This is a genomic window from Burkholderia ubonensis (assembly GCF_001718695.1).
In the GTDB taxonomy this organism is placed as follows: domain Bacteria; phylum Pseudomonadota; class Gammaproteobacteria; order Burkholderiales; family Burkholderiaceae; genus Burkholderia; species Burkholderia ubonensis_B.
In genome coordinates this window covers 1,475,233-1,502,004 of sequence record NZ_CP013420.1, presented here as the reverse complement: position 1 = coordinate 1,502,004, position 26,772 = coordinate 1,475,233, and the positions used below count along the sequence as shown (strand labels likewise).

Annotated in this window: 27 protein-coding genes and 2 tRNA genes; 10 read left to right on the top strand and 19 right to left on the bottom strand. The window is 69.3% G+C overall.

Going from position 1 to position 26,772, the window contains the following annotated elements:
• Positions 1–65: 65 nt before the first annotated feature.
• Both rsgA and WJ35_RS06755 read right to left on the bottom strand, forming a co-directional pair.
• Positions 66–1,013, bottom strand: coding sequence for a ribosome small subunit-dependent GTPase A (gene rsgA, locus WJ35_RS06760; protein WP_010091776.1), 948 nt, complete (start codon positions 1,011–1,013; stop codon positions 66–68).
• Positions 1,010–2,269, bottom strand: a complete 1,260-nt coding sequence (locus tag WJ35_RS06755; protein ID WP_042583438.1) for a M48 family metallopeptidase — start codon at positions 2,267–2,269, stop codon at positions 1,010–1,012. Before WJ35_RS06755 ends, rsgA begins: the two co-directional genes overlap by 4 nt.
• 117 nt (positions 2,270–2,386) lie before the next feature.
• Here WJ35_RS06755 and orn point away from each other — a divergent pair, with 117 nt between their 5' ends.
• Positions 2,387–3,007 carry an oligoribonuclease gene (orn, locus tag WJ35_RS06750; RefSeq protein WP_010091778.1) on the top strand — a complete coding sequence of 207 codons (621 nt, stop codon included), beginning with the start codon at positions 2,387–2,389 and terminating at the stop codon, positions 3,005–3,007.
• A gap of 23 nt (positions 3,008–3,030) precedes the next feature.
• Here orn and mog read toward each other — a convergent pair whose 3' ends face one another.
• Both mog and yjgA read right to left on the bottom strand, forming a co-directional pair.
• Positions 3,031–3,648 carry a molybdopterin adenylyltransferase gene (mog, locus tag WJ35_RS06745; protein WP_080434911.1) on the bottom strand — a complete coding sequence of 206 codons (618 nt, stop codon included), beginning with the start codon at positions 3,646–3,648 and terminating at the stop codon, positions 3,031–3,033.
• Positions 3,632–4,234, bottom strand: a complete 603-nt coding sequence (gene yjgA, locus WJ35_RS06740; RefSeq protein WP_272481901.1) for a ribosome biogenesis factor YjgA — start codon at positions 4,232–4,234, stop codon at positions 3,632–3,634. Before yjgA ends, mog begins: the two co-directional genes overlap by 17 nt.
• Positions 4,235–4,434: 200 nt before the next feature.
• On the opposite strand from yjgA, the gene pmbA reads away from it, so the two are divergent.
• Positions 4,435–5,805: a metalloprotease PmbA gene (gene pmbA, locus WJ35_RS06735; RefSeq protein WP_045567827.1), complete on the top strand. Its 1,371-nt coding sequence runs from the start codon at positions 4,435–4,437 to the stop codon at positions 5,803–5,805.
• An 82-nt stretch (positions 5,806–5,887) separates the two neighbouring features.
• Here pmbA and WJ35_RS06730 read toward each other — a convergent pair whose 3' ends face one another.
• Together WJ35_RS06730 and WJ35_RS06725 are read right to left on the bottom strand one after the other, a co-directional pair.
• A complete protein-coding gene (locus WJ35_RS06730; RefSeq protein WP_069238949.1) occupies positions 5,888–6,388 on the bottom strand; it encodes a dihydrofolate reductase in 501 nt (166 codons plus the stop codon).
• A 236-nt stretch (positions 6,389–6,624) separates the two neighbouring features.
• Positions 6,625–6,936 carry a hypothetical protein gene (locus WJ35_RS06725; protein WP_069239413.1) on the bottom strand — a complete coding sequence of 104 codons (312 nt, stop codon included), beginning with the start codon at positions 6,934–6,936 and terminating at the stop codon, positions 6,625–6,627.
• A 499-nt stretch (positions 6,937–7,435) separates the two neighbouring features.
• On the opposite strand from WJ35_RS06725, the gene WJ35_RS06715 reads away from it, so the two are divergent.
• On the top strand, positions 7,436–8,836 hold the full coding sequence (locus tag WJ35_RS06715; protein ID WP_060234566.1) for a sigma-54 dependent transcriptional regulator: 1,401 nt from the start codon (positions 7,436–7,438) through the stop codon (positions 8,834–8,836).
• Between the two features lie 41 nt (positions 8,837–8,877).
• Positions 8,878–9,849, top strand: a complete 972-nt coding sequence (locus WJ35_RS06710; protein ID WP_060234579.1) for a thymidylate synthase — start codon at positions 8,878–8,880, stop codon at positions 9,847–9,849.
• Positions 9,850–9,950: 101 nt separating this feature from the next.
• On the opposite strand, the gene WJ35_RS06705 is transcribed toward WJ35_RS06710, so the two are convergent.
• Both WJ35_RS06705 and WJ35_RS06700 read right to left on the bottom strand, forming a co-directional pair.
• On the bottom strand, positions 9,951–12,500 hold the full coding sequence (locus tag WJ35_RS06705; RefSeq protein WP_069239412.1) for a DUF6600 domain-containing protein: 2,550 nt from the start codon (positions 12,498–12,500) through the stop codon (positions 9,951–9,953).
• Between the two features lie 162 nt (positions 12,501–12,662).
• Positions 12,663–13,370, bottom strand: a complete 708-nt coding sequence (locus WJ35_RS06700) for an ArsR/SmtB family transcription factor (protein ID WP_069238948.1) — start codon at positions 13,368–13,370, stop codon at positions 12,663–12,665.
• 175 nt (positions 13,371–13,545) lie between these two features.
• Here WJ35_RS06700 and WJ35_RS31770 point away from each other — a divergent pair, with 175 nt between their 5' ends.
• A complete protein-coding gene (locus WJ35_RS31770) occupies positions 13,546–13,686 on the top strand; it encodes a hypothetical protein (RefSeq protein ID WP_175550627.1) in 141 nt (46 codons plus the stop codon).
• Positions 13,687–13,816: 130 nt separating this feature from the next.
• On the top strand, positions 13,817–14,329 hold the full coding sequence (locus WJ35_RS06695) for an acyl-CoA thioesterase (RefSeq protein ID WP_010091795.1): 513 nt from the start codon (positions 13,817–13,819) through the stop codon (positions 14,327–14,329).
• 67 nt (positions 14,330–14,396) lie between these two features.
• Here WJ35_RS06695 and fumC read toward each other — a convergent pair whose 3' ends face one another.
• From fumC to WJ35_RS06680, 3 genes are all read right to left on the bottom strand, one after another.
• Positions 14,397–15,791 carry a class II fumarate hydratase gene (gene fumC / locus WJ35_RS06690; RefSeq protein ID WP_060234563.1) on the bottom strand — a complete coding sequence of 465 codons (1,395 nt, stop codon included), beginning with the start codon at positions 15,789–15,791 and terminating at the stop codon, positions 14,397–14,399.
• A gap of 184 nt (positions 15,792–15,975) precedes the next feature.
• Complete coding sequence (gene norM, locus WJ35_RS06685) at positions 15,976–17,364, bottom strand: multidrug efflux MATE transporter NorM (protein WP_060234562.1); 1,389 nt, start codon at positions 17,362–17,364, stop codon at positions 15,976–15,978.
• Between the two features lie 128 nt (positions 17,365–17,492).
• Positions 17,493–17,711 carry an RNA-binding S4 domain-containing protein gene (locus WJ35_RS06680; protein WP_029226469.1) on the bottom strand — a complete coding sequence of 73 codons (219 nt, stop codon included), beginning with the start codon at positions 17,709–17,711 and terminating at the stop codon, positions 17,493–17,495.
• 260 nt (positions 17,712–17,971) lie between these two features.
• Between WJ35_RS06680 and WJ35_RS06675 the strand changes: the two genes are divergently transcribed.
• Positions 17,972–18,301, top strand: a complete 330-nt coding sequence (locus WJ35_RS06675) for a hypothetical protein (protein ID WP_069238947.1) — start codon at positions 17,972–17,974, stop codon at positions 18,299–18,301.
• Positions 18,302–18,434: 133 nt separating this feature from the next.
• On the opposite strand, the gene WJ35_RS06670 is transcribed toward WJ35_RS06675, so the two are convergent.
• From WJ35_RS06670 to fdxA, 8 genes are all read right to left on the bottom strand, one after another.
• A complete protein-coding gene (locus tag WJ35_RS06670) occupies positions 18,435–19,205 on the bottom strand; it encodes a DUF4088 family protein (protein ID WP_069238946.1) in 771 nt (256 codons plus the stop codon).
• 173 nt (positions 19,206–19,378) lie between these two features.
• Positions 19,379–19,720: an AzlD domain-containing protein gene (locus WJ35_RS06665; protein ID WP_010091801.1), complete on the bottom strand. Its 342-nt coding sequence runs from the start codon at positions 19,718–19,720 to the stop codon at positions 19,379–19,381.
• Complete coding sequence (locus WJ35_RS06660) at positions 19,717–20,490, bottom strand: AzlC family ABC transporter permease (RefSeq protein ID WP_069238945.1); 774 nt, start codon at positions 20,488–20,490, stop codon at positions 19,717–19,719. The genes WJ35_RS06665 and WJ35_RS06660 overlap by 4 nt, the downstream gene beginning before the upstream one ends.
• A gap of 302 nt (positions 20,491–20,792) precedes the next feature.
• The gene (locus WJ35_RS06655) at positions 20,793–21,695 is read right to left on the bottom strand and encodes an AraC family transcriptional regulator (protein ID WP_069238944.1); all 903 of its coding nucleotides are present in this window, start codon (positions 21,693–21,695) and stop codon (positions 20,793–20,795) included.
• 60 nt (positions 21,696–21,755) lie between these two features.
• A complete protein-coding gene (locus WJ35_RS06650; protein ID WP_069239411.1) occupies positions 21,756–22,241 on the bottom strand; it encodes a CreA family protein in 486 nt (161 codons plus the stop codon).
• A gap of 107 nt (positions 22,242–22,348) precedes the next feature.
• Positions 22,349–22,424 (bottom strand) — tRNA-Asn (locus WJ35_RS06645).
• Between the two features lie 70 nt (positions 22,425–22,494).
• Positions 22,495–22,570: transfer RNA gene (locus tag WJ35_RS06640), tRNA-Asn, on the bottom strand.
• Between the two features lie 97 nt (positions 22,571–22,667).
• Positions 22,668–22,991, bottom strand: a complete 324-nt coding sequence (fdxA, locus tag WJ35_RS06635; RefSeq protein WP_042583454.1) for a ferredoxin FdxA — start codon at positions 22,989–22,991, stop codon at positions 22,668–22,670.
• Positions 22,992–23,274: 283 nt separating this feature from the next.
• Here fdxA and pncB point away from each other — a divergent pair, with 283 nt between their 5' ends.
• The 3 genes from pncB (at position 23,275) to WJ35_RS06620 (ending at position 26,707) form a co-directional block, all read left to right on the top strand.
• Positions 23,275–24,474, top strand: a complete 1,200-nt coding sequence (gene pncB, locus WJ35_RS06630; protein ID WP_060234557.1) for a nicotinate phosphoribosyltransferase — start codon at positions 23,275–23,277, stop codon at positions 24,472–24,474.
• A 96-nt stretch (positions 24,475–24,570) separates the two neighbouring features.
• A complete protein-coding gene (locus tag WJ35_RS06625) occupies positions 24,571–25,233 on the top strand; it encodes a LutC/YkgG family protein (RefSeq protein WP_042583456.1) in 663 nt (220 codons plus the stop codon).
• A gap of 43 nt (positions 25,234–25,276) precedes the next feature.
• Positions 25,277–26,707 carry a sodium:proton antiporter gene (locus tag WJ35_RS06620; RefSeq protein ID WP_060234556.1) on the top strand — a complete coding sequence of 477 codons (1,431 nt, stop codon included), beginning with the start codon at positions 25,277–25,279 and terminating at the stop codon, positions 26,705–26,707.
• Positions 26,708–26,772 lie beyond the last annotated feature (65 nt).

The window sequence follows — 26,772 nt, the reverse complement described above, 5'->3', positions numbered from 1 at the left end:
ACGGGCATTGCGCAGGGAAGGGCGGCTCGGCCGCGCAACGCGCCCCCGTGCGCGCCGGCCGGACGTCAACGCACGACCTGGCTTGCCTCGTGCACCAGTTGTGCGTACAACGCGTGCCGCGACGGCGCGATGCGGCCGTCGGCGACCGCTTCCAGGATCGCGCAGCCCGGCTCGTGCAGATGATGACAATTATAGAAACGGCAGTCCGCGAGCAGCGGGCGGAATTCCGGGAACGCGCGCTCGAGGCGCCCTTCCGTCAGATGATAGAGGCCGAATTCCTGGAAGCCCGGCGAATCGATCAGCGCGCCGTCGCTGCCGGGCAGCGGGTAGAGCCGCGTGAACGTCGTCGTGTGCCGGCCGCTGTTCAGTGCCGCGGAGATCTCGCGCGTCGCGGCTTCGGCGTCGGGCACGAGCAGGTTCACGAGCGTCGACTTGCCCATCCCCGACTGGCCGAGCAGGATCGTCGAATGGCCCGCCAGATGCGGCATCAGCTGCGCGCGCGCATCGTCGGGCGCACCCTTGACCGACAGCTCCAGCACGTCGTAGCCGAGCGCGCGATACGGCGCGAGCCGCTCGCGGGCGACCGGCAGCGCTGCCTCGACGTCGATCTTGTTCAGCACGACGAGCGGCTTCAGGTCGTTTGCCTCGGCGGCGATCAGCGCACGCCCGAGCAGGTCCTCGCTGAAATAGGGCTCGGTCGCGAGCACGATCAGCAGCTGGTCGAGGTTGGCCGCGAACAGCTTCGACTTGAACTGGTCGGAGCGGTACAGCAGATTGCGGCGCTCGCCGATCTCGACGATCACGCCCTGGTCGGCGGACGTGCGCTCGTAGGCGATGCGGTCGCCGACCGCGACGTCGCTTTTCTTGCCGCGCGGGAAGCACTGCAGCATCGGGCCGCCTTCGTCGGGCGCGACGATGTAGTGGCGGCCGTGCGCCGCGATCACGCGGCCTTCGGCGCGTGCCGCGCCCGGGGCGCGCGGGGCCGGCTTGCGGGGAGAGGTCGGCCGGCTCATGCGCGCTGCAGCAGCCGGTCGATCCGCTGCGACGCGGGCGGGTGCGAATAGTAGAAGGCCGTGTAGACCGGGTCGGGCGTCAGCGTCGACGCGTTGTCCTCGTACAGCTTCACGAGCGCGCTGACGAGATCCTGCGCGTCGGTCTGGCTGGCGGCGAACGCGTCCGCCTCGAATTCGTGCTTGCGCGACGTGAGGCTGCCGATCGGCGTCGCGAAGAACAGGAACACGGGGATCGCGAGGAAGAACAGCACGAGCGCCGCGCCGGCGTTGCTGGAGTCGAGCGACGGCGTGACGCCGAGCCCCGTATAGAACCACACGCGCTGCGCGAGCCAGCCGAGCAGCGCGAGCAGCGCGAGGCTCAGCACGAACGACACGAGCATGCGCTTCATCACGTGGCGGCGCTTGAAATGGCCGAGCTCGTGCGCGAGCACGGCCTCGATCTCCTCGCCGGACAGCCGCGCGAGCAGCGTGTCGAAGAACACGATCCGCTTGGACGCGCCGAAGCCGGTGAAGTATGCGTTGCCGTGCGCGGACCGGCGGCTGCCGTCCATCACGAACAGGCCCTTTGCCGCAAAGCCGCAGCGCTTCATCAGCGACTCGATGCGCTCGCGCAGCGCGTCGTCCTTCAGCGGTTCGAACTTGTTGAAGAGCGGGGCGATGAAGCTCGGGTAGATCAGCAGCACGAGCATCTGGAACGCGACCCAGACGATCCACGTCCACAGCCACCACAGGCTGCCGGCCTGGTTCATCAGCCACAGCACGACGAACAGCAGCGGCAGGCCGAGCGCGGCGCCGAGCAGCACGTTCTTCAGCATGTCGGTGAAGAACAGGCGCTTGGCCATCCGGTTGAAGCCGAAGCGCTGCTCGATGCCGAACTGGCGGTAATACTCGAACGGCACGTCGACCACGCTCGTGATCGCGAACACCGCCGCGACGAGCGCGACCTGCTGCCCGTAGCCGCGGCCGAGCCAGCCGGACAGCAGCGCATCGAGCGCGCCGACGCCGCCGAGCAGCGTGAGGCCGACCAGCACGGCCGCGCTGACGACGATCTCGAGCATCGTCAGCCGGGTGCGCTCGACCGTGTAGTCGGCCGCGCGCTGGTGTGCGGACAGCGGGATGGTCGCGCTGAAGCGGGCAGGGACGCGGTTGCGGTGCGCGGCGACGAAGCGGACCTGCCGCGACGCGAGCCACAGCTTGGTGACGACCATCGCGAGCACGGCGAGCGCGAACAGCAGGGTGAACGAAAAAGGTGACATCGAAGGCGCCAAAGGGTTCTATGCGAGAATTATATGTTCTTGCGGACCGGGCCCGCTGACGCGAAACCCGCCGCCGGGGCGGCGCCGTGCGCCGCCCGCCATTTTCCAGGATGACTCATGACCGATACCCCCGCTTCCGCCAGCCAGCCCGAACTCGTGCGCAACGAGTTGAACCTCGTCTGGCTCGACATGGAAATGACGGGCCTCGACCCGGATAACGACCGCATCATCGAGATCGCGGTCGTCGTGACCAATTCGACGCTCGAGATCGCGGTCGAAGGCCCGGTGTTCGCGATCCACCAGAGCGACGCGACGCTCGCGAAGATGGACGACTGGAACAAGAACACGCACGGCCGCTCGGGCCTGATCGATCGCGTGCGTGCATCGACCGTGACCGAAGCGGACGCCGCCGCGCAGCTCCAGGCGTTCCTCGCGCAGTACGTATCGCCCGGCAAGTCGCCGATGTGCGGCAACTCGATCTGCCAGGACCGCCGCTTCATGGCGCGCTGGATGCCGGACCTCGAGCGCTTCTTCCACTACCGCAACCTCGACGTCAGCACGCTCAAGGAGCTGTGCCGCCGCTGGCAGCCGGCGATCTACAAGGGCTTCCAGAAGCGCGCGATGCATACGGCGCTGGCCGACATCCACGAGTCGATCGACGAGCTGAAGTACTACCGCGAGCATTTCCTGATCCCGGCCACGCCGGCGCCGGCCGGCGAATCCGCGCCGGCCGCCTGAGCGGGCCGGCACTCTGCGCCGCGTCAGCGCGGCGCGCGCTGCGCGCTCTTCGGCCGGAACGCCGCGACCACCGCGGCGTTCGTCTCGATGTACGGGCCGCCGATCAGGTCGATGCAGTAGGGCACCGCGGCGAAGATGCCGGGCACGGTGGGCCGGCCGTCCGCGTCGCGCAGCCCTTCGAGGGTTTCCTTGATCGATTTCGGCTGGCCCGGCAGGTTGATGATCAGCGCCGCGTGGTCGGCTGTCTCGCGGATGACCGCGACCTGCCGCGACAGGATCGCGGTCGGCACGAAATTCAGGCTGATCTGCCGCATCTGTTCGCCGAATCCCGGCATTTCCTTCGTCGCCACCGCGAGCGTCGCCTCGGGCGTCACGTCGCGGCGCGCCGGGCCGGTGCCGCCCGTCGTCAGCACGAGGTCGCAGCCGGCCGTGTCGACCAGCTCGACGAGCGTCGCGGAGATCGTCGCGGCGTCGTCCTGGATCAGCCGGGTCTCCGCGCGCCACGGCGAGCTCAGCGCGGCGGCGAGCCAGTCCTGCAGCGCCGGAATGCCCTTGTCCTCGTAGACGCCCGTGCTCGCGCGGTCGCTGATCGACACGAGGCCGACCACCAGCTCGTCGGGATGGTTACGCTTCGTCGCCATGATCCTCTCCGGCGGACTCGTCTTCCTCGTCGTCCGCGTCGGGCGCGCCGCTCGCGATCTTGATCCACTGGAACAGCTCGCGGAAGTAGCGCGGCGGCTTGTTCTGCTGCGCCTCCCTGCGGGCGTTGCGGATCAGCGTGCGGCCTTCCTGCACGTCGGCGTCCGGATGCTGGCGCACGAATTCGGTCAGCGCGGCGTCGTCGGCCAGCAGCTGCTCGCGGGTGCGTTCGATCCAGTGCAGGCGGGCCGTCGCGGCCTTGTTCACGCCGCGCTGCGCGTCGAGCGCGGTGCGCAGCGCCGCCGTCTCGTCGTCGGTCAGCGAGCGCATCACGCGGCCGACGTACTGGAGCTGGCGGCGCTTGCCTTCGTGATCGGTGATGCGGCGCGCTTCGCGCACCGCATCACCGAGGTCTTCGGGCATCGGCATGCGCTTGAGCGCATCCTTCGGCAGGTCGACGAGCGCCTGGCCGAGTTCCTGCAGCGCGTGCATTTCGCGCTTCAACTGGGATTTGCTGGGGCGATCGTAGCCGTGGCCGGCGTCGTCGTCGGCGTGCTCGATCGGCTGAATACGGGTTTTGCGTGTCATGGGCGGCATTGTATCGCGCCGCGGCCGCCCCAAGCTTCTCCATTACGGTGTCCCGGCCCCCACGCTCACTGCGTTCGCTGCCCCCCGAGGGGGCGATCGGTGCGCTTGGGGCGGCCCGGCGCACACTGCACACTGATATGATCGCGGCATACGACATTTTGAACACGCGGGCCGCGAGCCCGCCACCGGATAAAACGAAGATGGCTGCCAATCTCGACACGCAAGCGCGCTATTTCCCGCATACGCAGGATCAGCTGAAAGAAATCGCCTCGGACATCCTCCGGCACGCGAAGGCGCTCGGCGCGTCGGACGCCGCGACCGAAATCTCCGAAGGCGACGGCCTGTCGGTGTCGGTGCGCCGCGGCGAGGTCGAGACGATCGAGCACAATCGCGACAAGATGGTCGGCGTGACCGTGTTCATCGGCAAGAAGCGCGGCAATGCGAGCACGTCGGACTTCTCGCCGGCCGCGATCAAGGATACCGTCGCCGCCGCGTACAACATCGCGCGCTTCACCGCCGAGGACGACGCGGCCGGGCTCGCCGAGGCCGAGCTGCTCGAGACGGCGCCGCGTGACCTCGACCTCTATCACCCGTGGGAGCTGTCCGCCGACGACGCGGTCGAGATTGCCCGCCGCGCGGAAGACGCCGCGTTCGCGGTCAGTCCGCAGATCCGCAATTCGGAAGGCGCGAGCGTGTCCGCGCAGCATTCGCAGTTCGTGCTCGCGACGTCGCGCGGCTTCCTCGCCGGCTACCCGTATTCGCGCCATTACATCGCCTGCGCGCCGATCGCGGGCAGCGGCCGCCACATGCAGCGCGACGACTGGTACACGTCGAAGCGCAGCGCGGCCGACCTCGCGGCGCCGGAAGCGGTCGGGCGCTACGCGGCCGAGCGCGCGCTCGCGCGGATGGGCGCGCGCCGCCTCGACACCCGCAAGGTGCCGGTGCTGTTCGAGGCGCCGCTCGCGGCCGGGCTGCTCGGCGCGTTCGTGCAGGCGGTGAGCGGCGGCGCGCTGTACCGCAAGACCTCGTTCCTCGTCGACAGCCTCGGCAAGCCGGTGTTCGCGCCGCACGTGCAGATCGTCGAGGACCCGCACGTGCCGCGCGCGATGGGCAGCGCGCCGTTCGACGAAGAAGGCGTGCGCACGCGCGCGCGCAGCGTCGTCAAGGATGGCGTCGTCGAGGGCTATTTCCTGTCGACCTACTCGGCGCGCAAGCTCGGCACGCAGACGACCGGCAACGCCGGCGGCTCGCACAACCTCGCGCTGCGCAGCAGCAACACGCAGTCGGGCGACGATTTCGACGCGATGCTGAAGAAGCTCGGCACGGGCCTGTTGCTGACCGAGCTGATGGGGCAGGGCGTGAACTACGTGACGGGCGACTATTCGCGCGGCGCGGCGGGGTTCTGGGTCGAGAACGGCGTGATCCAGTACCCGGTCGAGGAGATCACGGTCGCGAGCACGCTGCAGGAGATGTTCCGGCACATCGTCGCGATCGGCGCGGATTCGATCGTGCGCGGCACGAAGGAAACCGGCTCGGTGCTGATCGAGCAGATGACGATCGCCGGGCAGTAGGCGGCGCGGCGTCGGCCGCGACCAAATGAAAAGCCCGACCGGCGCGCATGCACCGGTCGGGCTTTTTGTCGTGTGCCGCGCGTCAGTCGCGCTTGCGCGCGTAGACGACGAACGCGTAGCCGAACGTGTTCGGCGCGGCGGCCTGGTGCGGATCGCGCGACACCTCCTGCCACTGCGCGGGATCGGGGGCGGGGAACGACGCGTCGCCGTCGAAGTCGGCGTCGATCTCGGTGACGACCAGCTTGTCGGCGAGCGCGAGGCCTTCCGCGTAGAGCTGCGCGCCGCCGATCAGGAACGCTTCGGGCGCGCCGTCGCGTGCGGCGAGCGCGAGCGCGTCGGCGAGCGACGTGACGGTGTCGCAGCCGTCGAAGCGGCGCGACCCGTCGCGCGTGACGACGATGTTGCGGCGCCCCGGCAGCGGCCGGCCGATCGATTCGTGGGTCTTGCGGCCCATCACGATCGGCGCGCCCATCGTCGTGCGCTTGAAGAAGGCGAGATCCTCGGGAAGTTTCCAGGGCAACTGGTTGTCGCGGCCGATGATGCCATTGCGGGCGCGCGCGACGATCAGGGTCAGCGTCGTCATGAAGGTCGGGGAGAAGTGAAGCGGAATGGCGCCGATTCTACCGGAACGGCGGCGCCGTCAGCGCCGTGCCGATGCACGCGCATCGGCGCCGCCGCGCGTCGAATAAAAAGAGTGCCCGCCGGGGGACGGACACAGAAAAGCTGCGCGTCGCGACGGCGACGCGGGTCGCACGGTCTGCAGCGGGCGTTCGATACGGGATGCTCATCGAGTGGCCGGCATGCGAGGTCGTGTACCGGCTATTGATGCGTGCGATGCGTCGTGCCGCCGGCCATCGCGTGCTGCGTATCGACGGGCAGCGGCAACGGAGCGGGCGGTGGCGTCGGCCGCGCGAGTTCGTCCCACAACGTCACCGACAGCGCGTCGGTCGACCGCGCTCCGACGGCGGCGACCAGCTCGAAGCCACCCGCGCCGTCGTGCCGCAGGCCGTCGCCGGCCGGCACCGCGCGCTCGTGCATCGCGCGTTGTTGCGCGCACACCGATGTGAACGGGCACGCGAGCGCGAACGCAATCACGAGCCGCACGCAAGGCAATGAAAAACGTGTTCGCATGGCCACCTTCTCCGCTTCGTGATGATTCAGCGAAATGCATGCCATCGAACGCGATCGGTTGTCGCGCCTGCGATTGAGCGATATGCATCGTGAATGGCGCGCGAAAATGCCGGGAAATGTTTCAGTCGTGAAACGGCGGGGCTCGGGAATACTGCGGATTCAATCGACTCGCTTCACGGATGAAAATCAGTGCGTGTGTCGATGCATTGGATGGCCGCTGCGTAGCGGTTTTATGCAGAGGATTGACTTGCATCGACCATCGAGCGATTTGGCCGTTCGCCGCTTCGCGCTGCAACCGACCTGTCGTATTCAGCGCCTATAACAAGCTGTGTTGATCAGAAAAATAGTGGACGCGAGATAAGCGCCATCATGCGCGGCCCGACGTGGTCGCGTATCGGCATGGCGAATCGAGCTGCTTCGGCTGCCCCGATTCGATCCTTTTCGCACGTCGCTTGACGTGTGCGGCAATCGTCAGACGGTTGATGAACGGGGTGGGCATATGGAAGCCGAAGCACGGCACGTGATCTATTTCTCCCGGGAACCGAGCGATGCGTTGCGCGGGCACCTCGACGCACGCGGCTGGCGCGTCGATCTCGTTGAAACCGTGCGCGACATGCGGCGCGTCGTGCAGCACGGCGTCGCGACGGCCGGGCTGCTCGAATTCTCGTCGGGTTTCAAGCCGGCCGACCTGCGCGAGCTGGAGCCCTGCCTGACGATTCCGCATATCGGCTGGATCGCGGCGACGCTGCGAGACCAGTTGCAGGACGCCGCGCTGCGGCACCTGATTCGCGACTATTGCTTCGATTACGTGACGATGCCGTTCGAGACGTCGCGCATCGTCGAGACGATCGGCCATGCGCACGGGATGGTCGCGCTGACCGATCCGGTCACGCCGCAGCCGGGCGCCGGGCGCGGCGAAGGCGAGATGGTCGGCACCTGCGAGGCGATGCTCGCGCTCTTCAAGATGATTCGCCGGGTCGCGACGACCGATGCGCCGGTGTTCATCTCCGGCGAGTCGGGCACCGGCAAGGAGCTGACGGCCGTCGCGATCCACGAGCGCTCGCCGCGCGCGCAGGCGCCGTTCATCGCGATCAATTGCGGCGCGATACCGTCGACGCTGCTGCAGGCCGAATTGTTCGGCTACGAGCGCGGCGCGTTCACCGGCGCGAACCAGCGCAAGACCGGCCGCGTCGAGGCCGCGCACGGCGGCACGCTGTTCCTCGACGAGATCGGCGACCTGCCGCTCGAAAGCCAGGCGAGCCTGCTGCGCTTCCTGCAGGAGGGCAAGATCGAGCGGCTCGGCGCGCACGCGTCGATTCCGGTCGACGTGCGGGTGATCTGTGCGACCCATGTCGATCTCGTGGCGGCGATGCGCGAAGGGCGCTTTCGCGAGGACCTGTTCCACCGGCTGTGCGTGCTGAAGATCGAGGAGCCGCCGCTGCGCGCGCGCGGCAAGGACATCGAGGTGCTCGCGCGGCACATGCTGGAACGCTTCAAGGGCGACTCGCACCGCCGCCTGCGCGGCTTTTCGCCCGACGCGATCGCGGCGCTGTACGGCTATCCGTGGCCGGGCAACGTGCGCGAGCTGATCAATCGCGTGCGCCGCGCGATCGTGATGTCGGAAGGCCGGACGATCACGGCGGCGGATCTCGAGCTGGGCGACTATGCGGTGCTGGCGCCGGTGTCGCTCGTCGAGGCGCGCGAGGCGGCGGAACGGCAGGCGATCGAGCATGCGCTGCTGCGGCATCGCGGCCGGTTCGCCGACGCGGCGCGCGAGCTCGGCGTGTCGCGCGTCACGCTGTACCGGCTGATGTGCGCGCACGGGATGCGCGAGCGCGGCGATGCCGCGTTGGCCGGGTTCTCTGCGCCGCTGCCGGAGCTTCCGCGGCACGCTTGCTAGAATTGGCGGGTGCGGCCGCCCTCGCGGCCGAAGGAACCTGCATGAAACAGTATCTCGATCTCGTTCGCACCATTCTCGACACCGGCACCTGGCAGGAGAACCGCACGGGCATCCGCACCATCAGCATGCCCGGCGCGATGCTGCGCTTCGACCTCCAGCAAGGCTTTCCGGCCGTGACGACGAAGAAGCTCGCGTTCAAGTCCGCGATCGGCGAGCTGGTCGGTTTCCTGCGCGCGTCGCGCAGCGCCGCCGATTTCCGCGCGCTCGGCTGCAAGGTGTGGGACGCCAATGCGAACGAGAACGCGCAATGGCTCGCGAATCCGTACCGGCAGGGCGTCGACGATCTCGGCGACGTGTACGGCGTGCAATGGCGCCGGTGGCCCGGCTACAAGGTGCTCGACGCGGGCGCCGACGCGCAGATCGCCGACGCGACCGGCCGCGGCTTTCGGATCGTCGCGCGTTTCGACGAGGACGGCGCGCCGAAGGTGCTGTTGTACAAGGCGATCGACCAGTTGCGTGAGTGTCTCGACACGATCATGCAGGACCCGGGCAGCCGCCGCATCCTGTTCCACGGGTGGAATCCGGCGGTGCTCGACGAGATCGCGCTGCCGGCCTGCCACCTGCTGTACCAGTTCCTGCCGAACGTTGCGAAGCGCGAGATCTCGCTGTGCCTGTACATCCGCAGCAACGACGTCGGACTCGGCACGCCGTTCAACCTGACGGAAGGGGCCGCGCTGCTGTCGCTCGTCGGCCGGCTGACCGGCTATACGCCGCGCTGGTTCACGTATTTCGTCGGGGACGCGCACATCTACGAGAACCAGCTCGACATGCTGCAGCAGCAGCTCGCGCGCGAGCCGTACGAGAGCCCGCGGCTCGCGATCGCCGATCGCGTGCCGGAGTATGCGCAGACGGGCGTGTACGCGCCCGAATGGCTGGAGAAGGTCGAGCCGTCCGACTTCTCGCTCGTCGGCTACCGGCATCATGAGCCGCTGACCGCGCCGATGGCCGTCTGAGCGGCGACGCAAGGCCGTACGCCGCGTAGCGCGGCGCGCACGACGGAATGACGAAGGCCCGACCGGGAACGGTCGGGCCTTTTCGTTTGCTGCGCCGCCGGTTACTGGCGGTGTCGCTCCTCGTGGGCGGCGGGCGGTGGGTTGCTCGGATGCGGCGCTTCGACGTGCGGCGCCGGCTGCGGGCGGGGCTCCACGTGCGGCGCGGGCATCGACGGTCGCGGCTCCATGCGCGGCGCCGGTTGCGGCCGCGGCATCTCATGCACGACGGGCGCCGGCGGCCGGTACTCGCTCACATGCGGCGGCGCGACTTCGCGGTGCGGCGCGGGCTGCGCGAAGTCGGCGCGCGGCTGCGGCGCGGGCGCCGGGCGTTCGGCGTGCGGTTGCCCATGCTGGGCCGGCGCGGAGAAATCGGCGTGCGGACGCGGCTGCTGCATCTGCGCGGACGTGTCGAAGCGGGGCTGCGGTGCTTCGTGCGGCGTGGGCTGCCGCTCGCCCGGTTGCGCGCCGGCCGGGGTTTGCGGACGCGGCGTCGGCGCTGCAGCGCGGACCGGCGGCAGCGCGTTCTGTCCGGCAGCGTGCAGCGCCGTCGGCGGGTTCGGGCGCTGCCGGTCCATCGGAGTATGCGGCTGCATCCAGACGGGCGCAGGCGCAGCTGCGGCATGCGCGCCGTCGTGCGCGGCCGGGCTGTTGCCGGCCGTCGGCGGATGCGGGGCGCCATTGCCGGCGCCCACGGCCTGATGCTGAGCGGGGCCGGGCGCTTGGGCCGCGGCGCCGTTCGCGAAGTGCGCGGCGTTCGGCGCTGCTGCGTTCGGCGTCCGCTCGCCGTTGGGCATGCCCGGCGCAGGTTCGCTCCGTGCGCCCGGTTCAGGCGCGCCCGGCATACGTGCGTTCGGCGTCGGCACGCCGGGCCGGGCCGCTTGTGCCATCCCCGCAGCCGGCTGGCCGGCAGTCGCCCCATGCGCCGGTTGCACGACCGGGCCGTGCGGATTGACGAGCTGCACGTTGCGCATCGCCCAGCCGCTCTCGTGCGGATTGCCGGGTATCTTGACCGGGCGCGGCGTGTAGTCGGGCGGCACGCTGGTTTTCACCACCGGTGCGCCCGCGCCGGGCACGCGTGCGCCTTGCTGGACCAGATGCTCGGCCGCCCGGTCGCGGAACGCGGGCGGCACGGCCGGGTTGCGCGTCGCGACGACCGGATGCTGCGCGACGGCGGCCGGCGGACGATAGGCGGCGTTGCGCAGCCCGCCGGTGAAGCTCTGGCGCACCGGCGCGATGCCCGGCGTACCCGGCGTCACGTGCGCGTTGCGCCACTGCTGCGGGTCGACGTGCTGGGCGACGTGCGCGACCGGCTGGCCGTGCACGAACGCGGTCGCGGGCACGGCCGTGATCGCATGCGGCGCGCGGTAATTGATGTACGTGTTGTTGATGTTGGTGATGTTCGTCACGTTCACGGTCTTGTTCACGTTGACGTTGTTCACCACGATGTTCCGGTTCACGCGGTCGTAGTAATGCGGGCTCCAGCCGCCCCAGCCCGGATGCCAGCGTTCGCCCGGGCCGAGCGGGAACCACGCGCAGCCCGCCGCGGCGACGCCGCCGACCGTGAGCCCGATGCTCCAGTCGAACCCGCCGCCGCCGCCCACGAACGCGACGAGCGCCGGCGCATAGACGGGCGGCTCGCTGACGACGACCGGACCGGGCACCCACGCCCAGCTGTCGTCGACGTAGGCCCAGCGGCCGTAGTGATACGGCGCGAAGCCCCACGGCGCGTCGTCGACCCAGGTCCAGCCCCACGGCGCCTGCCAGATCCAGTGGCCGTCGTGGTACGGCGCCCAGCCCTCCGGCACGTCGTTCGGCACCCACGTTGCGCCGTAGGTCGGGTTCTCGCGCCACGTGCCGTTCGCGTCGAGGTCCTGATAGCCGGGAATGTCGCGCGACACGTAGCGGGCCGACACCGAGCGGTCTTCGCCGGCGTCGCGGCCGGCGGCCCATTGGTCGAATGGATCGAGGCCCGGCGTCGGCGCCTGCTGCGCGACCTGCAGGCTGGTGCCGGTGAACACGACCTGCTGCCCGGCCGACAGCGGGTACTGGCCGTTGTCGCCGTAGACGGTCGCGCTGCCGCGCCGCACGGTGACCGTCGTGCTCGCGCCGTTCGGCGCGACGTCGACGCGGTAGTCGCCGGGGCCGGCGATGCCGAGCGCGAGGTTCGGCGTGTCGATTTCATATGACGTGCCGGGCGGCAGCGAACGCACGTGCGTCGACACGGAGCCGAGGCCGACCTTCAGCTGCGTCGTCGTGTCGTCGAGATTCATCACCGACAGGCTCGTCGATTCGCCGAGCCGCACGGCGGTCGAGCCGATGTGCAGCTCCGAGCGCGCTCCCGCGTCGTTCCACAACTGGTCGCCGGTGGTCAGCGGCCGGTTCACGGCGGCGTACGACCACGTATCGGTGCCGGCCGGCTCGGTCGTCACGGCGCCCGACAGGTAATTGAGCCGCGCGACGCGCCCGGGCGGATCGCCGCCCGCTTGCCGCGCGGCGGCCGCATACGGCGGCGCGGCGGTGGATTGCGCAAATGCGGCGGGCAGGCTCGCCAGTGCGGCGAACGCGAGCAGGGCGCAGCGGGCGGTACGCCTGAGCGTGAACAGGGAGTCCATCATGAGCGTCATCGTCGTTATCCCGGCGCGGCGATTCGTGCCGTTGAATTCACAATATCCGCTCCGGCTGTTTCAGTGCTCTGTGTTTTGTAAGTCCGACCGCATCCGATGTAACAAAACCTGTCCAGCGGCCGCGGTTGTCGTCTGCGCGCAATGTGCGCGTCAAGCGGACGTAAGCCAGTCGTCGAAAACGCGCTGGCCGGACACGGTCACGCGCAGCACGCGCGGCCGCTCGGTGCGCTCGACCCAGCCCTGCGCGCAGAAGCTGTCGAGCAGCGCCGCGCCGAGCGCGCCGCCGAGGTGCGAGCGGCGCTCGCTCCAGTCCAGGCAGCCGCACGCGAAGCGGCGCCGGCGCGTGCGCTGCTGCGCGACTTCGATGCCCCAGCGCGCGAGCGCCTGCGTGCCGAGCTCGGTCGCGTCGACCGCGTCGCCTTGCGTGTCCAGCCAGCCGCGCGCGGTGAGCGCGTCGAAGATGCGCACGGCGAGCTCGCCCGCCATGTGGTCGTAGCAGGTGCGCGCGTAGCGCAGCTCGGCGGGCACGGCGCGCGACGGCGGCGGAACCGGCCGGTGCGGCGCGGCCGTGCGGGCGACGTTCGCGAGCGCCTCGAGCGACGCGGCGATGTCGGCGGACGCGATCCGGTAATAGCGGTGCCGGCCGCGGACGTCGAGCGCGAGCAGCCCGCCTTCGGTCAGGCGCGCGAGGTGCGCGCTGGCGGCGGACGGCGACAGCCCGGCGACCAGCGTGAGCTCGCCGGCGGGGCGGGCGCTGCCGTCCATCAGCACCCACAGCATCGCGGCCCGCCCGGGGTCGGCGATCAGCGCGCCGATGCGGCTCAGGCCCGGAAAATGGTGGTCGTCGGAATCGGTCATCGTGGCGCCTCGGAGAAGGGGGATGTGTCGCAGTGTAGGCGCTGACGGCATTCGATGTTTCGCGTCGGGCCGAAATGTCGAATGCAGAGGGCTGCTGGCAGAGGGCCGGCGGCCCCGCGCGTACAATGGCCGGGCGCGGCGGCAGTGGGGCCGCCGCACGTGAAACGATGCGACGATGAAGACGATTTTCTGCATGCTGGCGGCCGCGCTGGTCTGCGCGGCTTGCGCACAGGGTGGCGCGAGCGCCGCGGACGAACGCGGCAGCCATATCGAGATGTACGGCGTGATCGACCAGGGCGTGACGGTGCGCCGCTGACCGGCGGCACCGTCCGTCCGGCATGACCCGCTCCTGCGCGCCGGGCCGGGCGGCGCCGCCGCGACGCATTGTCGCAGCGCACCGTATAATGGCGCCGTTTGCAGCGCCCCCGCCGCCTGGAGTCAACAAGATGTCCGCCTCGTCCCCCGCCACCGCGACCCTCGATCGCAACGAAACCGTTTTCCGCTTCCTCGCCGAGCCGTCGTCCGTGAACTTCGGTGGCAAGGTGCATGGCGGTGCGCTGATGAAATGGATCGACGAGGTCGCCTACGCGTGCGCGGCAGTCTGGTCGAGCCGCTACTGCGTGACGGTCAGCGTCGGCAACATCCGCTTCCAGCGTCCGATCATGGTCGGCAACCTGGTCGAGCTGAAGGCGCGCGTCGTCGCGACGGGGCGCACCAGCATGCACATCCACGTGTCGGTGCACGCCGGCGATCCGAAGGGCGGCGTGCTGCGCCAGACGACCGACTGCCTCGTCGTGTTCGTCGCCGTCGACGAGAACGGCAACCCGCTGCCGGTGCCGCCGTTCGTGCCGGAGACCGACGAGCAGAAGCGCCTCGCGAAGTACGCGATGGACGTGCGCGCCGCGCTCGACAAGATCGTCGAGATGAAGCCCGAAGAGGTCGCGAAGGGCACGGTCTGACGCAAGCGCCGCCGTGCGGGACCCGTCGCGCGCCGCCGCGCGATGCCGGCGGCGCGCGACGCGCGCGTCAGCGCGCCCCGATCATCTGCTCGGGGCGCACCCATTCATCGAATTCCGCGTCGGTCAGATAGCCGAGCGCGAGCGCGGCGGCCTTCAGCGTCGTGCCTTCCTTGTGCGCCTTCTTCGCGATCTGCGCGGCCTTGTCGTAGCCGATGTGCGGATTGAGCGCCGTCACGAGCATCAGCGATTCGTTGAGCAGCAGGTCGATGCGTGCGCGGTTCGGCTCGATGCCGACCGCGCAATGGTCGTTGAAGCTCTGCGCGCCGTCGGCGAGCAGCCGCACCGATTGCAGCACGTTGTGCGCGATCATCGGCCGGAACACGTTCAGCTCGAAATTGCCGCTCGCGCCGCCGACGTTTACCGCGACGTCGTTGCCGAACACCTGGCAGCACAGCATCGTCACGGCTTCGGACTGCGTCGGGTTCACCTTGCCCGGCATGATCGAGCTGCCCGGCTCGTTCTCGGGAATCGACAGCTCGCCGAGCCCGCAGCGCGGCCCGCTCGCGAGCCAGCGGACGTCGTTGGCGATCTTCATCAGGCTCGCCGCGACGGTCTTCAGCGCGCCGTGCGCGAACACCAGCGCGTCGGCGGCCGCCATCACCTCGAACTTGCTCGGCGCGCTCACGAACGGCAGCTTCGCCAGGCGGCCGATTTCGTCGGCGACGCGCGCCGCGAATTCCGGATGCGCGTTCAGCCCGGTGCCGACCGCGGTGCCGCCGAGCGCGAGCTCGTACAGGTGCGGCAGCGCCGATTCGACGTGCCGGATGCCTTGGTCGAGCTGCGCGACGTAGCCGGAGAATTCCTGGCCGAGCGTGAGCGGCGTCGCGTCCTGCAGGTGCGTGCGGCCGATCTTCACGATTTCGGCGAACGCCTTCGACTTCGCGTCGAGCGTCGCGCGCAGCGTGCGCAGCGCAGGCAGCAGGTGGTTGACGATCGCATACGCGGCGGCGACGTGCATCGCGGTCGGGAATACGTCGTTCGACGACTGGCCGCGGTTCACGTCGTCGTTCGGATGAACCTTGCGCGCTTCGCCGCGCTCGCCGCCCATCAGCTCGCTTGCGCGGTTCGCGATCACCTCGTTGAGGTTCATGTTGGTCTGCGTGCCGGAGCCGGTCTGCCAGACCGCGAGCGGGAATTCGCGCGGATGCTGGCCCGCGATGATCTCGTCGGCCGCCGCGATGATCGCGTGCGCCTTGTCGTCGGCCAGCACGCCGAGCGACTGGTTCACGGCCGCCGCCGCGCGCTTCACGATCGCGAGCGCGTGGATCAGCTCCGGCGACTGCTTCTCGGTCGAGATCCGGAAATTCTGCAGCGAGCGCTCCGTCTGCGCGCCCCAGAGCCGGGCGGCCGGCACGGCGATCTCGCCGAACGTGTCGCGTTCCATCCGAACTGCTTCGTTCATGATGCACTCCTCTTCGAAAGGGGGAAAGGCCGCGCGGCGCGCGGCGTCGGGCGTATCGTGGGCAGGCCGCGCCGCTCGTGCGCGGCGTCTCTTCGGCGGGCCCGGCGCAGGCCCGTGATCTGCGTAATCCGAGTGAACAGCCGCTAGCATAGCGCCGGCGGCGGTTTTGCGCCGTCGGGCGCGCTCACGCGCGCAGCGTGGCGAGCGACGCGCTCTTGCGGTGGAAGCGCCACGCCATCAGCGCGGCGACGCTCGCGAGCCCGGCCGCCAGCCCCCACCACAGGCCGCGCGCGCCGAGACCCGCGTGGAACGCGAGCCAGTAGCCGGTCGGAAAGCCGATGCCCCAGTAGCCGAGGGTGGCGGCGAGCATCGGCACGCGCGTGTCCTTCAGGCCGCGCAGCGCGCCGGAGCCGACCGTCTGCATGCCGTCGACGATCTGGAACACCGCGGCGATGCCGAGCAGCGACGCGGCGAGCGACACCGTGGCGGCGTTGGCGGGGTCGTCGAGGCGCAGGTAGAGGCTGACGATCGTGTGCGGCGCGACGATCATCACGAGGCCCGACAGCGACATGAACGCGACCCCGAGCCCGAGCGCGACGAAGCCCGCGTGCCGCGCGGCCACGGCGTTGCCCGCGCCGGCCCAGTAGCCGACCCGGACGTTGGCCGCCTGGCCGATCGCGAGCGGCACCATGAACGATACCGACGCGACGTTCAGCGCGATCTGGTGCGCGGCGAGCGACGTCGCGCCGAGCACGCCGACCGTGAGGCCGGTGGCGAGGAACAGCGTCGATTCGACCCCGTACGTGATCGCGACCGGCCAGCCGATGCCGATCAGCTCGCCCATCGTCGGCAGCTTCGGACGCGACACGGTCACGAAGTGCTTGAACCGCTGGCGGCCGTGCAGCAGCCACACGAGCGCGAGCGCGGTGAGCCAGATCGTGATCGTCGTCGCGACCGCGGAGCCGAGAAAGCCGAGCCGCGGCAGCCCGAACGCGCCGTGGATCAGCCCGTAGTTCAGCACCGCGTTGACGCCGACGCCGCCGATCGATACCCACAGCAGCCGTCGCGCGGCGCCGATCGCGGGCAGGAACGAGCGCATCAGGCCGACGCCGATCAGGCTGCCGAGCGCGGCGAAGCGCAGGATGCCCGTGTACTCGCCGACGTTGCGCGCGAGCGCCGGCGGCTCGTGGAACATCAGCAGGATCGGCTCGGAAAGCGACAGCGCGACGATCGCGGGGATCGCGAGCAGCACGGACAGCGCGAAGCCCGTCCAGTAGATGTGCGGCACGCGATGATCGGCTTGCGCGCCGCGCGCGTGCGCGACGCTGACGCTGATCGACGACAGGACGCCCTGCAGCACCGTGACGATGACGAAGAAGAAGTTCGCGCCGAGGCCGCCCGCCGCGAGCGAGTCGGGGCCGAGCGAGCCGAGCAGCACGGTGTCGGTGACGCTCATCGCCATCTGCGACAGTTGCGCAATGGCGAGCGGGGCGGCGAGGCGCGCGGTATCGGCGGCGTGACTGGACAGGGAGGGCGGCGCGGCGGCCGTCCGCGAGAGACCGGAATGCGACATGGGATGGGCGCTCGCGCGGCGACAGGCCGGCGCTGTCCGTATTTATTTTGAGAGACGCCTAGCTTACGGCTTTCTGCGAATGGTGTCGAACGCGCGCGCCGATGGCCATGTCGGGCTCAGGGGCACCGCTACGCGCCGTGCACCGCGATGCGCGTGTCGCCGAGCAGCACGACCTGGCCTGCGCGGATCTTGCAGGTCTTGCGGAGTTCGACTGCGCCGTCGACCTTCACCGCGCCGGACGCGACGATTCCCTTCGCGGAGCCGCCGCTGTCGGCGAGGCCGGTGATCTTCAGGAGGTTGTGCAACTCGACGAATTCGCCGGTCAGCGTGAAATCCAGATTGGGCATGACGAGGAAAGCGCGCGCGGCGCGGGATGAATCGCCCCGCATCATACGGCAGCAACGCGGGCCGCGCGAGTGCGCCGGCCTGTTGTTAGCGTCTGTGAGCGATTCGTCAGCAAATGAAACGGTGGGTAACAGTCTGCGAGATTCGAGAACCGGTGCCGCCGGGCGCGGGTCTTTCATCGTGCCTGCTGCGTGTTGCGGCAGGTCACGCGACGGAGCGTATCGATGCGTTCCGCGCCCGCAACTTCTTGAGGAGGATTGTCATGTCCACGATTCGTACGATGCTGATCGGTGCCGCGCTGACGGCGTTCGCGACCTCGGCTGCGTTTGCGCAGACGGGAACGGCCGCGCAGGGCACCGCCGGTGCCGGCGTGCAGACCCAGGCGCCGGGCGCAGGCGAGGGCGCCGGTGCGAACGTGTCGGGCAACGCGGTCGGCGGTGCGACCGATACGGCGGCTTCGTCGGTCCATTCGACCAAGAAGCACATGAAGCACACGACGAAGTCGGCCAAGCATCGTGCCGGCACGACCAAGTCGAAGGTCGGCGACGAAGCCGTGGAAGGCGGCGCTTCGGCTGCCGGCGGGACGCAGTAAGCGGTGTCGGGCCGCCGCTCGCCGCTCGCCCCGGACGGCGCGGCGTGACGATGTGGCGGCGTGGCGGCGACACTCGCGCGGCCCGGTTCGCTTGATGCGAGCCGGGCCGCGCTTCATTCGGGCAGAGCGGCGCTCAGGGCCGCCGCTGTTCCGGCCCCGGTGCCGGGCGCGCGGCGACCGGCGCGAAGACGCTGCGCAGCCACGCGGCGAGCCGTGCGAACACGTCGTACGGTTCCTCGACGAAGATTTCCGGCTTCAGGAGCCGCAGGTATTCCATGATCTGCTGCGCTTCCGCCTTCTGGAACGAGCCGTGCGCGAGCGCCAGCCGCAGCAGCCCGCGCAGTTCGCCGAGCTTGTCGCGCGCCGTGCTGCCGACGCTCATCTCGCACGCGAGCTTGGCTTCGTAGATCCGCTGCCGCAGCGATTCCGCGAGCCGCCACGCGGGCGTCTGCATCTGCTCCTCGAGCGCCTGGATGTCCAGCACCGCGCTCTTGATCTGCGCGGCGAGCGGATCGATCAGGGTCGCATCGCCCTGCGCTTCGGCGACGATCGCCTTCGCCCAGTCGCGGCACGCCTTTGCCAGCTCGTCGGGCGTCCATTCCGAGCGCGACGCGAAGCCGAAGCCGAATTCGCCGGCCTGCCGCATCAGGATCGCGACCACGTCCGGGAATTCCTTGTCGAGCGTGCGCTTGGCCCACGCATACTGGCCGCCCTCCAGCATGCGCTGCACGGCGTGCTCGGTGAGCGGCACCATGTTGTCGAGCAGTTTTGCGCGCAGGAAATCCTCGAACGACGGCGTCGCGAATTGCGGGTCGAGTTTCAGCGACACGCGCACGAATGCGTCGTAGTCCTTGCGCAAGGACGCGAGCGTGTCGTCCTTGAGGGAAAGGGTGATCTGGCCCATGAATCGTCTCGGTGGCGGCCCGCGCCGGCCGGATGCCGGGGTCTCGCGCGCCGGCGCCGGCGCGTCGTCGACGGTCCGGCGCGCGCCGGGACCGACGGCGGGTCTTCAACCGTTTATCGGCCGGGCGGCGCGAAACTTGAGCGGGATGTGCGCTCGCGTGTTCCGGCGCCGGTTCAGCCGGGCAGCCAGCCGTGTGGCAGCACCACGCCCTGCCAGAAGAAGAACACCGCGAGCCCGGCCGCGATCGTCACGAGCGGCCGGCGCGTCGCCGCCGACACGAGCACCGCGGCGAGCGCGCCGACGAGCTGCGGATTGCGCCACGTCAGCTCGGCCGCGCCGCCGTGCGGCGACACGGTCATCGGCACGATGATCGCGGTCAGCACGGTGACGGGCACGAAGCCGAGCGCCGTGCGCGCGAGCGGCGGGAACGTCAGCCGCTCGCCGAACAGGAACAGCGTCGCGCGGATCGCATAGGTGATGGCGGCCATGCCGAGGATCAGCAGCGCGTAGCTCACGATGCGGCCTCCGGGTGCGAGCCGGCGCGTGCGCGGTCCTGCAGCAGCGTCAGCGCGACGCCGACGACGACGCCCGCCGCGACCGCGCCCAGCAGGCCGAGCTTGTACGGCCAGCCCTGCCAGTAATACGCGAGCACGCCGGCCGTCGCGGCGGCCGAGAAATAGCGCAGCGTGCCCAGTTGTGGCACGACGATCGCGATGAAGGTCGCCGCCATCGCGAAGTCGAGACCGAGCGACTGGAGCCCCGGGAATGCCGAGCCGAACCCCAGGCCGGCGAGCGTCCAGATCTGCCAGTTCACGTACATCGCGAGTCCCGAGCCGAAGAAGTAGTGCGGGCCGATCGCGCCCGGCGGGAAATGCCGGTAGTGCGCGTACGCGACCGCGAACACCTCGTCGGTCATCAGCGCGCCGAGCGTCGCGCGCCAGCGCAGCGGCAGGTGGGCGACGTACGGCGCGAGCGTCGCGCTGTACAGCAGGTGGCGCAGGTTGACGATCAGCGTCGTCGCGAGCACGACGACGAAGCTCGCGCCGCCCGCGACGAGCCCGAGCGCGATGAACTGCGCGGAGCCGGCGAACACGGTCAGCGACATCAGCGCGCCGTGCCAGCCGGCGAGCGGGCCGCCGGCGACGAGCGTGCCGAAGATCACGCCGAACGGCGCTGCGCCGACCATCATCGGGATCGTGTCGCGGGCGCCGTCGAGCGATTCGGTCAACGCACGGCGCGGCGGTGCGGAGGAAGTGGGTGTCGGGTTCAAAGTGCGCGTCTCCATGACGACGGAGGATAGCGGGGCGAGGCGCGTCGCGGCTTGTACGTTCTTGCGGCGGCGCGGGGCGCTGGCGCGGGCGCCGGTGGGCGGCGCAAGACGCGTGCCGAGTAGGATGGGGGTTTGGTTGTGCTTGGTTCGGTTGCGGTGGAGGCGCAGTCGGCGGTAGTGGTGGACGCCGAAGCGAACCTGAACTGGAACTGGAACTGGAACTGGAACTGGAACTGGAACTGGAACTGGAAGCGGAACCCGAAGCGAAACCGGAATCCGAGGCGAAACCGGCGCCGTAGGCGAACGAGGCGTATGCCTCAGCGCGTCTGCCAGCGCCCCGGCGGCACGCCGAACATCCGCCTGAAGTGGCGGGTGAAATGGCTCTGGTCGACGAAGCCGCTGGCCGCGGCAACCTCGGCGACGGCCACGCCCGCGCGCAGCGGCGCGAGCGCGCGCTGCAACCGCAGCTGGTTGCGCCACGCGTGCGGCGGCATGCCGGTCGTGCGCGTGAACAGGCGCGCCGCGTGGAACGGCGACAATCCCGCCGCCTGCGCGATCTCGTCGAGCGTGACCGTGCCCGTCAGGTCGGCGGCAAGCCGCTCGCGCATCGCTTCGACGCGCGGTTCGTCCGCGGCGAGCGCGTGCGGTTGCAGCCGCGCGTCGGCATGACGCGCGATCAGCGTCGAGAACGCGTCGAGCATCGCCGTCTCGGCGGCGAGCGGGTCGTAGACCGGGAGCGCGCCGGCGTGCGCGGAATGCAGGGCATCCGCCGAATCCACGCGTTCACCCGCCACGCACTCGCTCCCGGCCTCCATCATCCGGTGCGCCCGCGCGACCCGGGCCGCGAGATCCGGATCGCGGATCACGTCGTGCGGAAACCACGGCGCATCCTGCGGGCGTCCGGCGATCGCGCTCGCGAGCGACCGGATGAACTCGACCGGCACGTAGCAGACCCGGTAGCGCCAGCCGTCGTCGGCCGCGCGCGAGCCGGTGTGCACTTCGCCGGGATTGATCACGGGGACGGTGCCCGTTTCGGCGATATGGCCGGCGCCGCGACAGACATAGCGTTCGGCGCCCGCTTCGATCACGGGGACCGTGTATGCGTCGTGCCAGTGCGGCGCGAACGTGTGGTCGCGATAGGTGGCCGTGACGAGATCCGCGTCCGGCAGGAGCGGGGTGCGCCAGTAGCGGGCGGAATCGGGAAGGCGGGCAGCGGGCATGGTGGGGCGCGAAGCGGTCGATCCGACAGTGTATCGTTCGTGCGCGCGGCCCGCGTGCGCCTACTTGACGGGGATCGGCGTGGCGGCCGGCACCGGCACCGCGGTCACGCTGTTCTTCGGGCTGCCGCTGACGACCCGGTCGCTGTAGGTCAGGTAGACGAGCGTGTTGCGCTTCTTGTCGACCACGCGCACGACGTGCAGCGTCTTGAAGATGAACGACATGCGCTCGCTGAACACGTCGGTCTGCTGCTTGAGCGGGCCGGTGAAGCTGATCGGGCCGACCTGCCGGCACGCGATCGACGCCTCGCTCGGATCCTCGGCGAGGCCGAGCGAGCCCTTGATCCCGCCGGTGCGCGCGCGCGACACATAGCAGGTCACGCCGGCGACGAGCGGATCGTCGTAGGCCTCGACGACCACGCGGTCGGAACCCGTCAGGCGGAAATTGGTGTTGACGCTGCCGACTTCCTCCGCGTGCGCGAGCGGCACGGCGGCAACGGCGGATAGCAGCAGGGCGGAACGAGCGGCGTAAAGGAGGCGATGCTTCATCGACGTGGCCGGATGCAAATGGGAGACAGAGACTCTAGCATGCGCCGCCGCGGCGAACGGGCGCCGGAAAAACAAAAGGCCCGTCGCTTGACGGGCCTTTCGCTGTTTGGCTCCCCGACCTGGGCTCGAACCAGGGACCTACGGATTAACAGTCCGGCGCTCTACCGACTGAGCTATCGGGGAATAAATCGGTATCTTCTGCGTTTGGCGGCCATCAAAAAACCCGTCCACTTTCAACGGGCTCTTTCATTTTTGGCTCCCCGACCTGGGCTCGAACCAGGGACCTACGGATTAACAGTCCGGCGCTCTACCGACTGAGCTATCGGGGAACAAACAGCAGAGAAACGAGATTTTATGGAGTGGCTTCTGACCTGTCAATACCTTTGGGCGGCGACATGCAAAATTTTTTGCGGCGCCGCTGCTGGATCAGCGCTCGAGCAGGTGCAGCTTTTCCTGCACGTCCTTCCACTCGTCCGCGTCGGCCGGCGCCGGCTTCGTCTTCGTGATCGACGGCCAGTTCTTCGCCAGCTCGGCGTTCAGCGCGGTGAACTGCTGCTGATCGCCCGGAACGTCTTCTTCGGCATAGATCGCATTGGTCGGGCACTCGGCGACGCACACGGCGCAGTCGATGCACTCGTCCGGATCGATGGCGAGAAAGTTGGGACCTTCACGGAAGCAATCCACCGGGCATACATCCACGCAATCCGTGTATTTGCACTTGATGCAGCCTTCGGTCACAACGTGAGTCATTAAAGCGCTCCTGCTTGGCGGTCGGTATATATGGGGTGGCGTATGCGCCAAAAGCGGCATTGTAACTGATGCGCAAAACCCGCATGACGTGGTCGGCTTTCCGGCTTATACCGTTTCGTGATTAGTTTATGGGGCGATGGCGGACCTGCGCGGCGACGGCGCCGCCGCACGCGCGCGCCGGACGGCTTCACGATGGTCCGGCCCGCATTCGGGTAACATGGCCGGCAGGCCGGGCGGCGCGCGGTGCGCCGGGGCCGGTTCCGAAATTGGCGGTGCCGTCACCATGATCATCACTTCGCTGCTCGACACGGATCTCTACAAGTTCACGATGATGCAGGTCGTCCTGCATCACTTCCCGGCCGCAAGCGTCGAATACCGCTTCAAGTGCCGCACGCCCGGCGTCGATCTCGTGCCGTACATCGACGAGATCCGCGACGAGGTGCGCGGCCTGTGCGCGCTGCGCTTCACCGACGTCGAGCTCGACTACCTGCGCCGGATGCGCTTCATCAAGAGCGACTTCGTCGATTTCCTCGCGCTCTTTCACCTGAACGAGAAATACATCTCGATCACGCCGTCGCCGAAGGGCAACGGCGAGATCGACGTCGAGATCAAGGGGCCGTGGCTGCACACGATCCTGTTCGAGATCCCGGTGCTCGCGATCGTCAACGAGGTGTACTTCCGCAACACGCAGCGCGAGCCCGACTACCGCGAGGGGCGCGGGCGGCTGGGCGAGAAGATCAAGCTGCTCGGCGCGAAGCCGGAATTCGCCGACTGCAAGATCGCCGACTACGGCACGCGCCGGCGCTTCTCGAAGGTGTGGCACGAGGAGGTCGCGCGCACGCTGCGCGACGGCCTCGGGCCGCAGTTCGCCGGCACGAGCAACGTGCTGTACGCGATGAAGCACGGCATCACGCCGCTCGGCACGATGGCGCACGAATACCTGCAGGCGTGCCAGGCGCTCGGCCCGCGGCTGCGCGATTCGCAGATCTACGGCTTCGAGATGTGGGCGAAGGAATACCGCGGCGACCTCGGCATCGCGCTGTCGGACGTCTACGGGATGGATGCGTTCCTGCGCGACTTCGACATGTACTTCTGCAAGCTGTTCGACGGCGCGCGCCACGATTCGGGCGATCCGTTCGAATGGGGCGAGCGGATGATCTCGCACTACGAAGCGAACCGCTGCGACCCGCGCACCAAGGTGCTGGTGTTCTCCGACGCGCTCGACATCCCGAAGGTCATGCAGCTGTACGAACGGTTCCGCGGCCGCTGCAAGCTCGCGTTCGGCGTCGGCACCAACCTGACCAACGATCTCGGCTACGTGCCGCTGCAGATCGTGATCAAGATGGTCCGCTGCAACGGCCAGCCGGTCGCGAAGCTGTCCGACTCGCCGGGCAAGAGCATGTGCGACGACAAGGCGTATCTCACGTACCTGCGCCAGGTGTTCGGCATTGCGCAGCCGGCCGAGGACGACGCGTCGCAATAGTGGTCGGCCTTTTGGCCGTTCGGCGGAAGGTGCGTGGCGCGAGGGGCGGCCGGTATAATCCGACGGTATCGCCCGCCAACGTCACGAGGACCGTTCATGGACACTTCCGCTGCCCGTCGCCAGATCCTCGCGCGCATCCGCGCCGCGCAGGGGCGTGCGGCCGAGCCGGACGCGACGGAGCGCGAAGGTGTCGACGACTACCTCGCCCGTCATCCGCAAGGCCCGCGTCCGCCGGCGCCGGCCGACCTGGTCGCCGCGTTCGTCGACGAAGCGACGAAGCTCGCGACGACCGTCGACGAAGTCGCGACGCTGGCCGACGCACCCGCCGCCGCGGCCCGCTACCTGTTGGCGCACGGCCTGCCGATGCAGGCTGTCGCGTGGCGCACGCTGGCCGATCTCGACTGGGCGGGCGCGGGGCTGGCCGTCGAATGCCGCAAGCCGGCCGACGGTGATCTCGTCGGCCTGACCGGCTGCTTCTGCGCGACGGCGGAAACCGGCTCGCTGGTTCTGCTGTCCGGTCCCGATACCTATGCGTCGGCCGGCCTGCTGCCCGAGACGCACATCGCGATCGTGCCCGCGTCGCGGATCGTTGCCGGCCACGAGGACGCGTTCGCGCTGATCCGCGCGGAGCGCGGCGAATTGCCGCGTGCGGTCAATTTCGTGTCCGGCCCGTCGCGCACGGGCGACATCGAGCAAACCATCGTGCTGGGCGCCCACGGCCCGTACCGCGTCCACGTGATCGTCGTACGGGGCGCGTGACGCGCCCGCTGCATCCACCCCTGTTCAACAAAGGAAGTTCCGCATGAAACGACATGCCGCCTGGGCGGGCATGGCGTCGGGGGCTGCGCTTGGCGCCGCTCCCGCGCTCGCATCGGCCGCGACGCTCGACGGCGCCACGCTGTCCGCACTGTGGGGCGTCCCGTTCGCCGGGATCCTGCTGTCCATCGCGCTGTTCCCGCTCGTGGCTCCAGTGTTCTGGCATCGCCACTTCGGCAAGATCGCGGCCGCGTGGGCCGTCGCGTTCCTGGTGCCGTTCGCCGTCGTGTTCGGCGCGGGCACCGCGCTCGGCACGCTCGTGCACGCGCTGCTCGAGGAGTACGTCCCGTTCATCGTGCTGCTCACCGCGCTCTATACGGTCGCGGGCGGGATCTGCGTGAACGGCAACCTGCACGGCACGCCGAAGCTCAACACCGCGATCCTCGCGCTCGGCACGCTGCTTGCCAGCGTGATGGGCACGACCGGCGCCGCGATGCTGCTGATCCGGCCGCTCCTGCGCGCAAACGACAATCGCAAGCACGTCGTGCACGTCGTGATCTTCTTCATCTTCCTCGTCGCGAACGCGGGCGGCTCGCTGTCGCCGCTCGGCGATCCGCCGCTGTTCCTGGGCTTCCTGAACGGCGTGAGCTTCTTCTGGACGACGACGCATCTCGCGCTGCCGATGCTGTTCATCTGCGCGGTGCTGCTGACGATTTTCTTCGTACTCGACACGTATTACTACCGCAAGGGCGGCGAGGAGCGGCCGGTCGCGCTCGACCCGACGCCCGACGGCGGCGGGCTGTCGATCGACGGCAAGATCAACTTCGTGCTGCTCGCGGCGGTGGTCGGCCTCGTGCTGATGAGCGGGATCTGGAAGCCCGGCGTCACGTTCGACGTGTGGGGCACGCACGTCGCGCTGCAGAACCTGGTCCGCGACGTCGCGCTCGTCGCCGTGACGTTCGCGTCGCTCGCGCTGACGCCGCGTTCCGCGCGCGAGGGCAACGCATTCAACTGGGCGCCGATCGAGGAGGTCGCGAAGCTGTTCGCGGGCATCTTCGTGACGATCGCGCCGGTGATCGTGATCCTGCGCGCGGGCGCGGACGGCGCGTTCGCGCAGATCGTCCATCTCGTCACGGGGCCGGACGGCAAGCCGGTCGACGCGATGTACTTCTGGGCGACGGGCCTGCTGTCGTCGTTCCTCGACAATGCGCCGACCTACCTCGTGTTCTTCAACCTCGCAGGCGGCGACGCGCAGTCGCTGATGACCACCGGCGCGACGACGCTCGCGGCGATTTCCGCGGGCGCGGTGTTCATGGGCGCGAACAGCTACATCGGCAATGCGCCGAACTTCATGGTGAAGGCGATCGCCGAGTCGCGCGGCGTGAAGATGCCGAGCTTCTTCGCGTATCTCGGCTGGGCGGTCGTGATCCTGGTGCCGGTGTTCCTGCTGACGACGTGGCTGTTCTTCACGGCGTAAGCTGACGGTTTTCAACAAGGAGCGGGTGGCCGGCGAACGAGCCGCCCGCGGCATGCGGAGATGGC

Coding starts and splice junctions, on each gene's coding strand:
- rsgA (WP_010091776.1), bottom strand. CDS start 1,013: ATGAGCCGGCCGACCTCTCCCCGCAAGCCGGCCCCGCGCGCCCCGGGC.
- WJ35_RS06755 (WP_042583438.1), bottom strand. CDS start 2,269: ATGTCACCTTTTTCGTTCACCCTGCTGTTCGCGCTCGCCGTGCTCGCG.
- orn (WP_010091778.1), top strand. CDS start 2,387: ATGACCGATACCCCCGCTTCCGCCAGCCAGCCCGAACTCGTGCGCAAC.
- mog (WP_080434911.1), bottom strand. CDS start 3,648: ATGGCGACGAAGCGTAACCATCCCGACGAGCTGGTGGTCGGCCTCGTG.
- yjgA (WP_272481901.1), bottom strand. CDS start 4,234: ATGACACGCAAAACCCGTATTCAGCCGATCGAGCACGCCGACGACGAC.
- pmbA (WP_045567827.1), top strand. CDS start 4,435: ATGGCTGCCAATCTCGACACGCAAGCGCGCTATTTCCCGCATACGCAG.
- WJ35_RS06730 (WP_069238949.1), bottom strand. CDS start 6,388: ATGACGACGCTGACCCTGATCGTCGCGCGCGCCCGCAATGGCATCATC.
- WJ35_RS06725 (WP_069239413.1), bottom strand. CDS start 6,936: ATGCGAACACGTTTTTCATTGCCTTGCGTGCGGCTCGTGATTGCGTTC.
- WJ35_RS06715 (WP_060234566.1), top strand. CDS start 7,436: ATGGAAGCCGAAGCACGGCACGTGATCTATTTCTCCCGGGAACCGAGC.
- WJ35_RS06710 (WP_060234579.1), top strand. CDS start 8,878: ATGAAACAGTATCTCGATCTCGTTCGCACCATTCTCGACACCGGCACC.
- WJ35_RS06705 (WP_069239412.1), bottom strand. CDS start 12,500: ATGGACTCCCTGTTCACGCTCAGGCGTACCGCCCGCTGCGCCCTGCTC.
- WJ35_RS06700 (WP_069238948.1), bottom strand. CDS start 13,370: ATGACCGATTCCGACGACCACCATTTTCCGGGCCTGAGCCGCATCGGC.
- WJ35_RS31770 (WP_175550627.1), top strand. CDS start 13,546: ATGAAGACGATTTTCTGCATGCTGGCGGCCGCGCTGGTCTGCGCGGCT.
- WJ35_RS06695 (WP_010091795.1), top strand. CDS start 13,817: ATGTCCGCCTCGTCCCCCGCCACCGCGACCCTCGATCGCAACGAAACC.
- fumC (WP_060234563.1), bottom strand. CDS start 15,791: ATGAACGAAGCAGTTCGGATGGAACGCGACACGTTCGGCGAGATCGCC.
- norM (WP_060234562.1), bottom strand. CDS start 17,364: ATGTCGCATTCCGGTCTCTCGCGGACGGCCGCCGCGCCGCCCTCCCTG.
- WJ35_RS06680 (WP_029226469.1), bottom strand. CDS start 17,711: ATGCCCAATCTGGATTTCACGCTGACCGGCGAATTCGTCGAGTTGCAC.
- WJ35_RS06675 (WP_069238947.1), top strand. CDS start 17,972: ATGTCCACGATTCGTACGATGCTGATCGGTGCCGCGCTGACGGCGTTC.
- WJ35_RS06670 (WP_069238946.1), bottom strand. CDS start 19,205: ATGGGCCAGATCACCCTTTCCCTCAAGGACGACACGCTCGCGTCCTTG.
- WJ35_RS06660 (WP_069238945.1), bottom strand. CDS start 20,490: ATGGAGACGCGCACTTTGAACCCGACACCCACTTCCTCCGCACCGCCG.
- WJ35_RS06655 (WP_069238944.1), bottom strand. CDS start 21,695: ATGCCCGCTGCCCGCCTTCCCGATTCCGCCCGCTACTGGCGCACCCCG.
- WJ35_RS06650 (WP_069239411.1), bottom strand. CDS start 22,241: ATGAAGCATCGCCTCCTTTACGCCGCTCGTTCCGCCCTGCTGCTATCC.
- fdxA (WP_042583454.1), bottom strand. CDS start 22,991: ATGACTCACGTTGTGACCGAAGGCTGCATCAAGTGCAAATACACGGAT.
- pncB (WP_060234557.1), top strand. CDS start 23,275: ATGATCATCACTTCGCTGCTCGACACGGATCTCTACAAGTTCACGATG.
- WJ35_RS06625 (WP_042583456.1), top strand. CDS start 24,571: ATGGACACTTCCGCTGCCCGTCGCCAGATCCTCGCGCGCATCCGCGCC.
- WJ35_RS06620 (WP_060234556.1), top strand. CDS start 25,277: ATGAAACGACATGCCGCCTGGGCGGGCATGGCGTCGGGGGCTGCGCTT.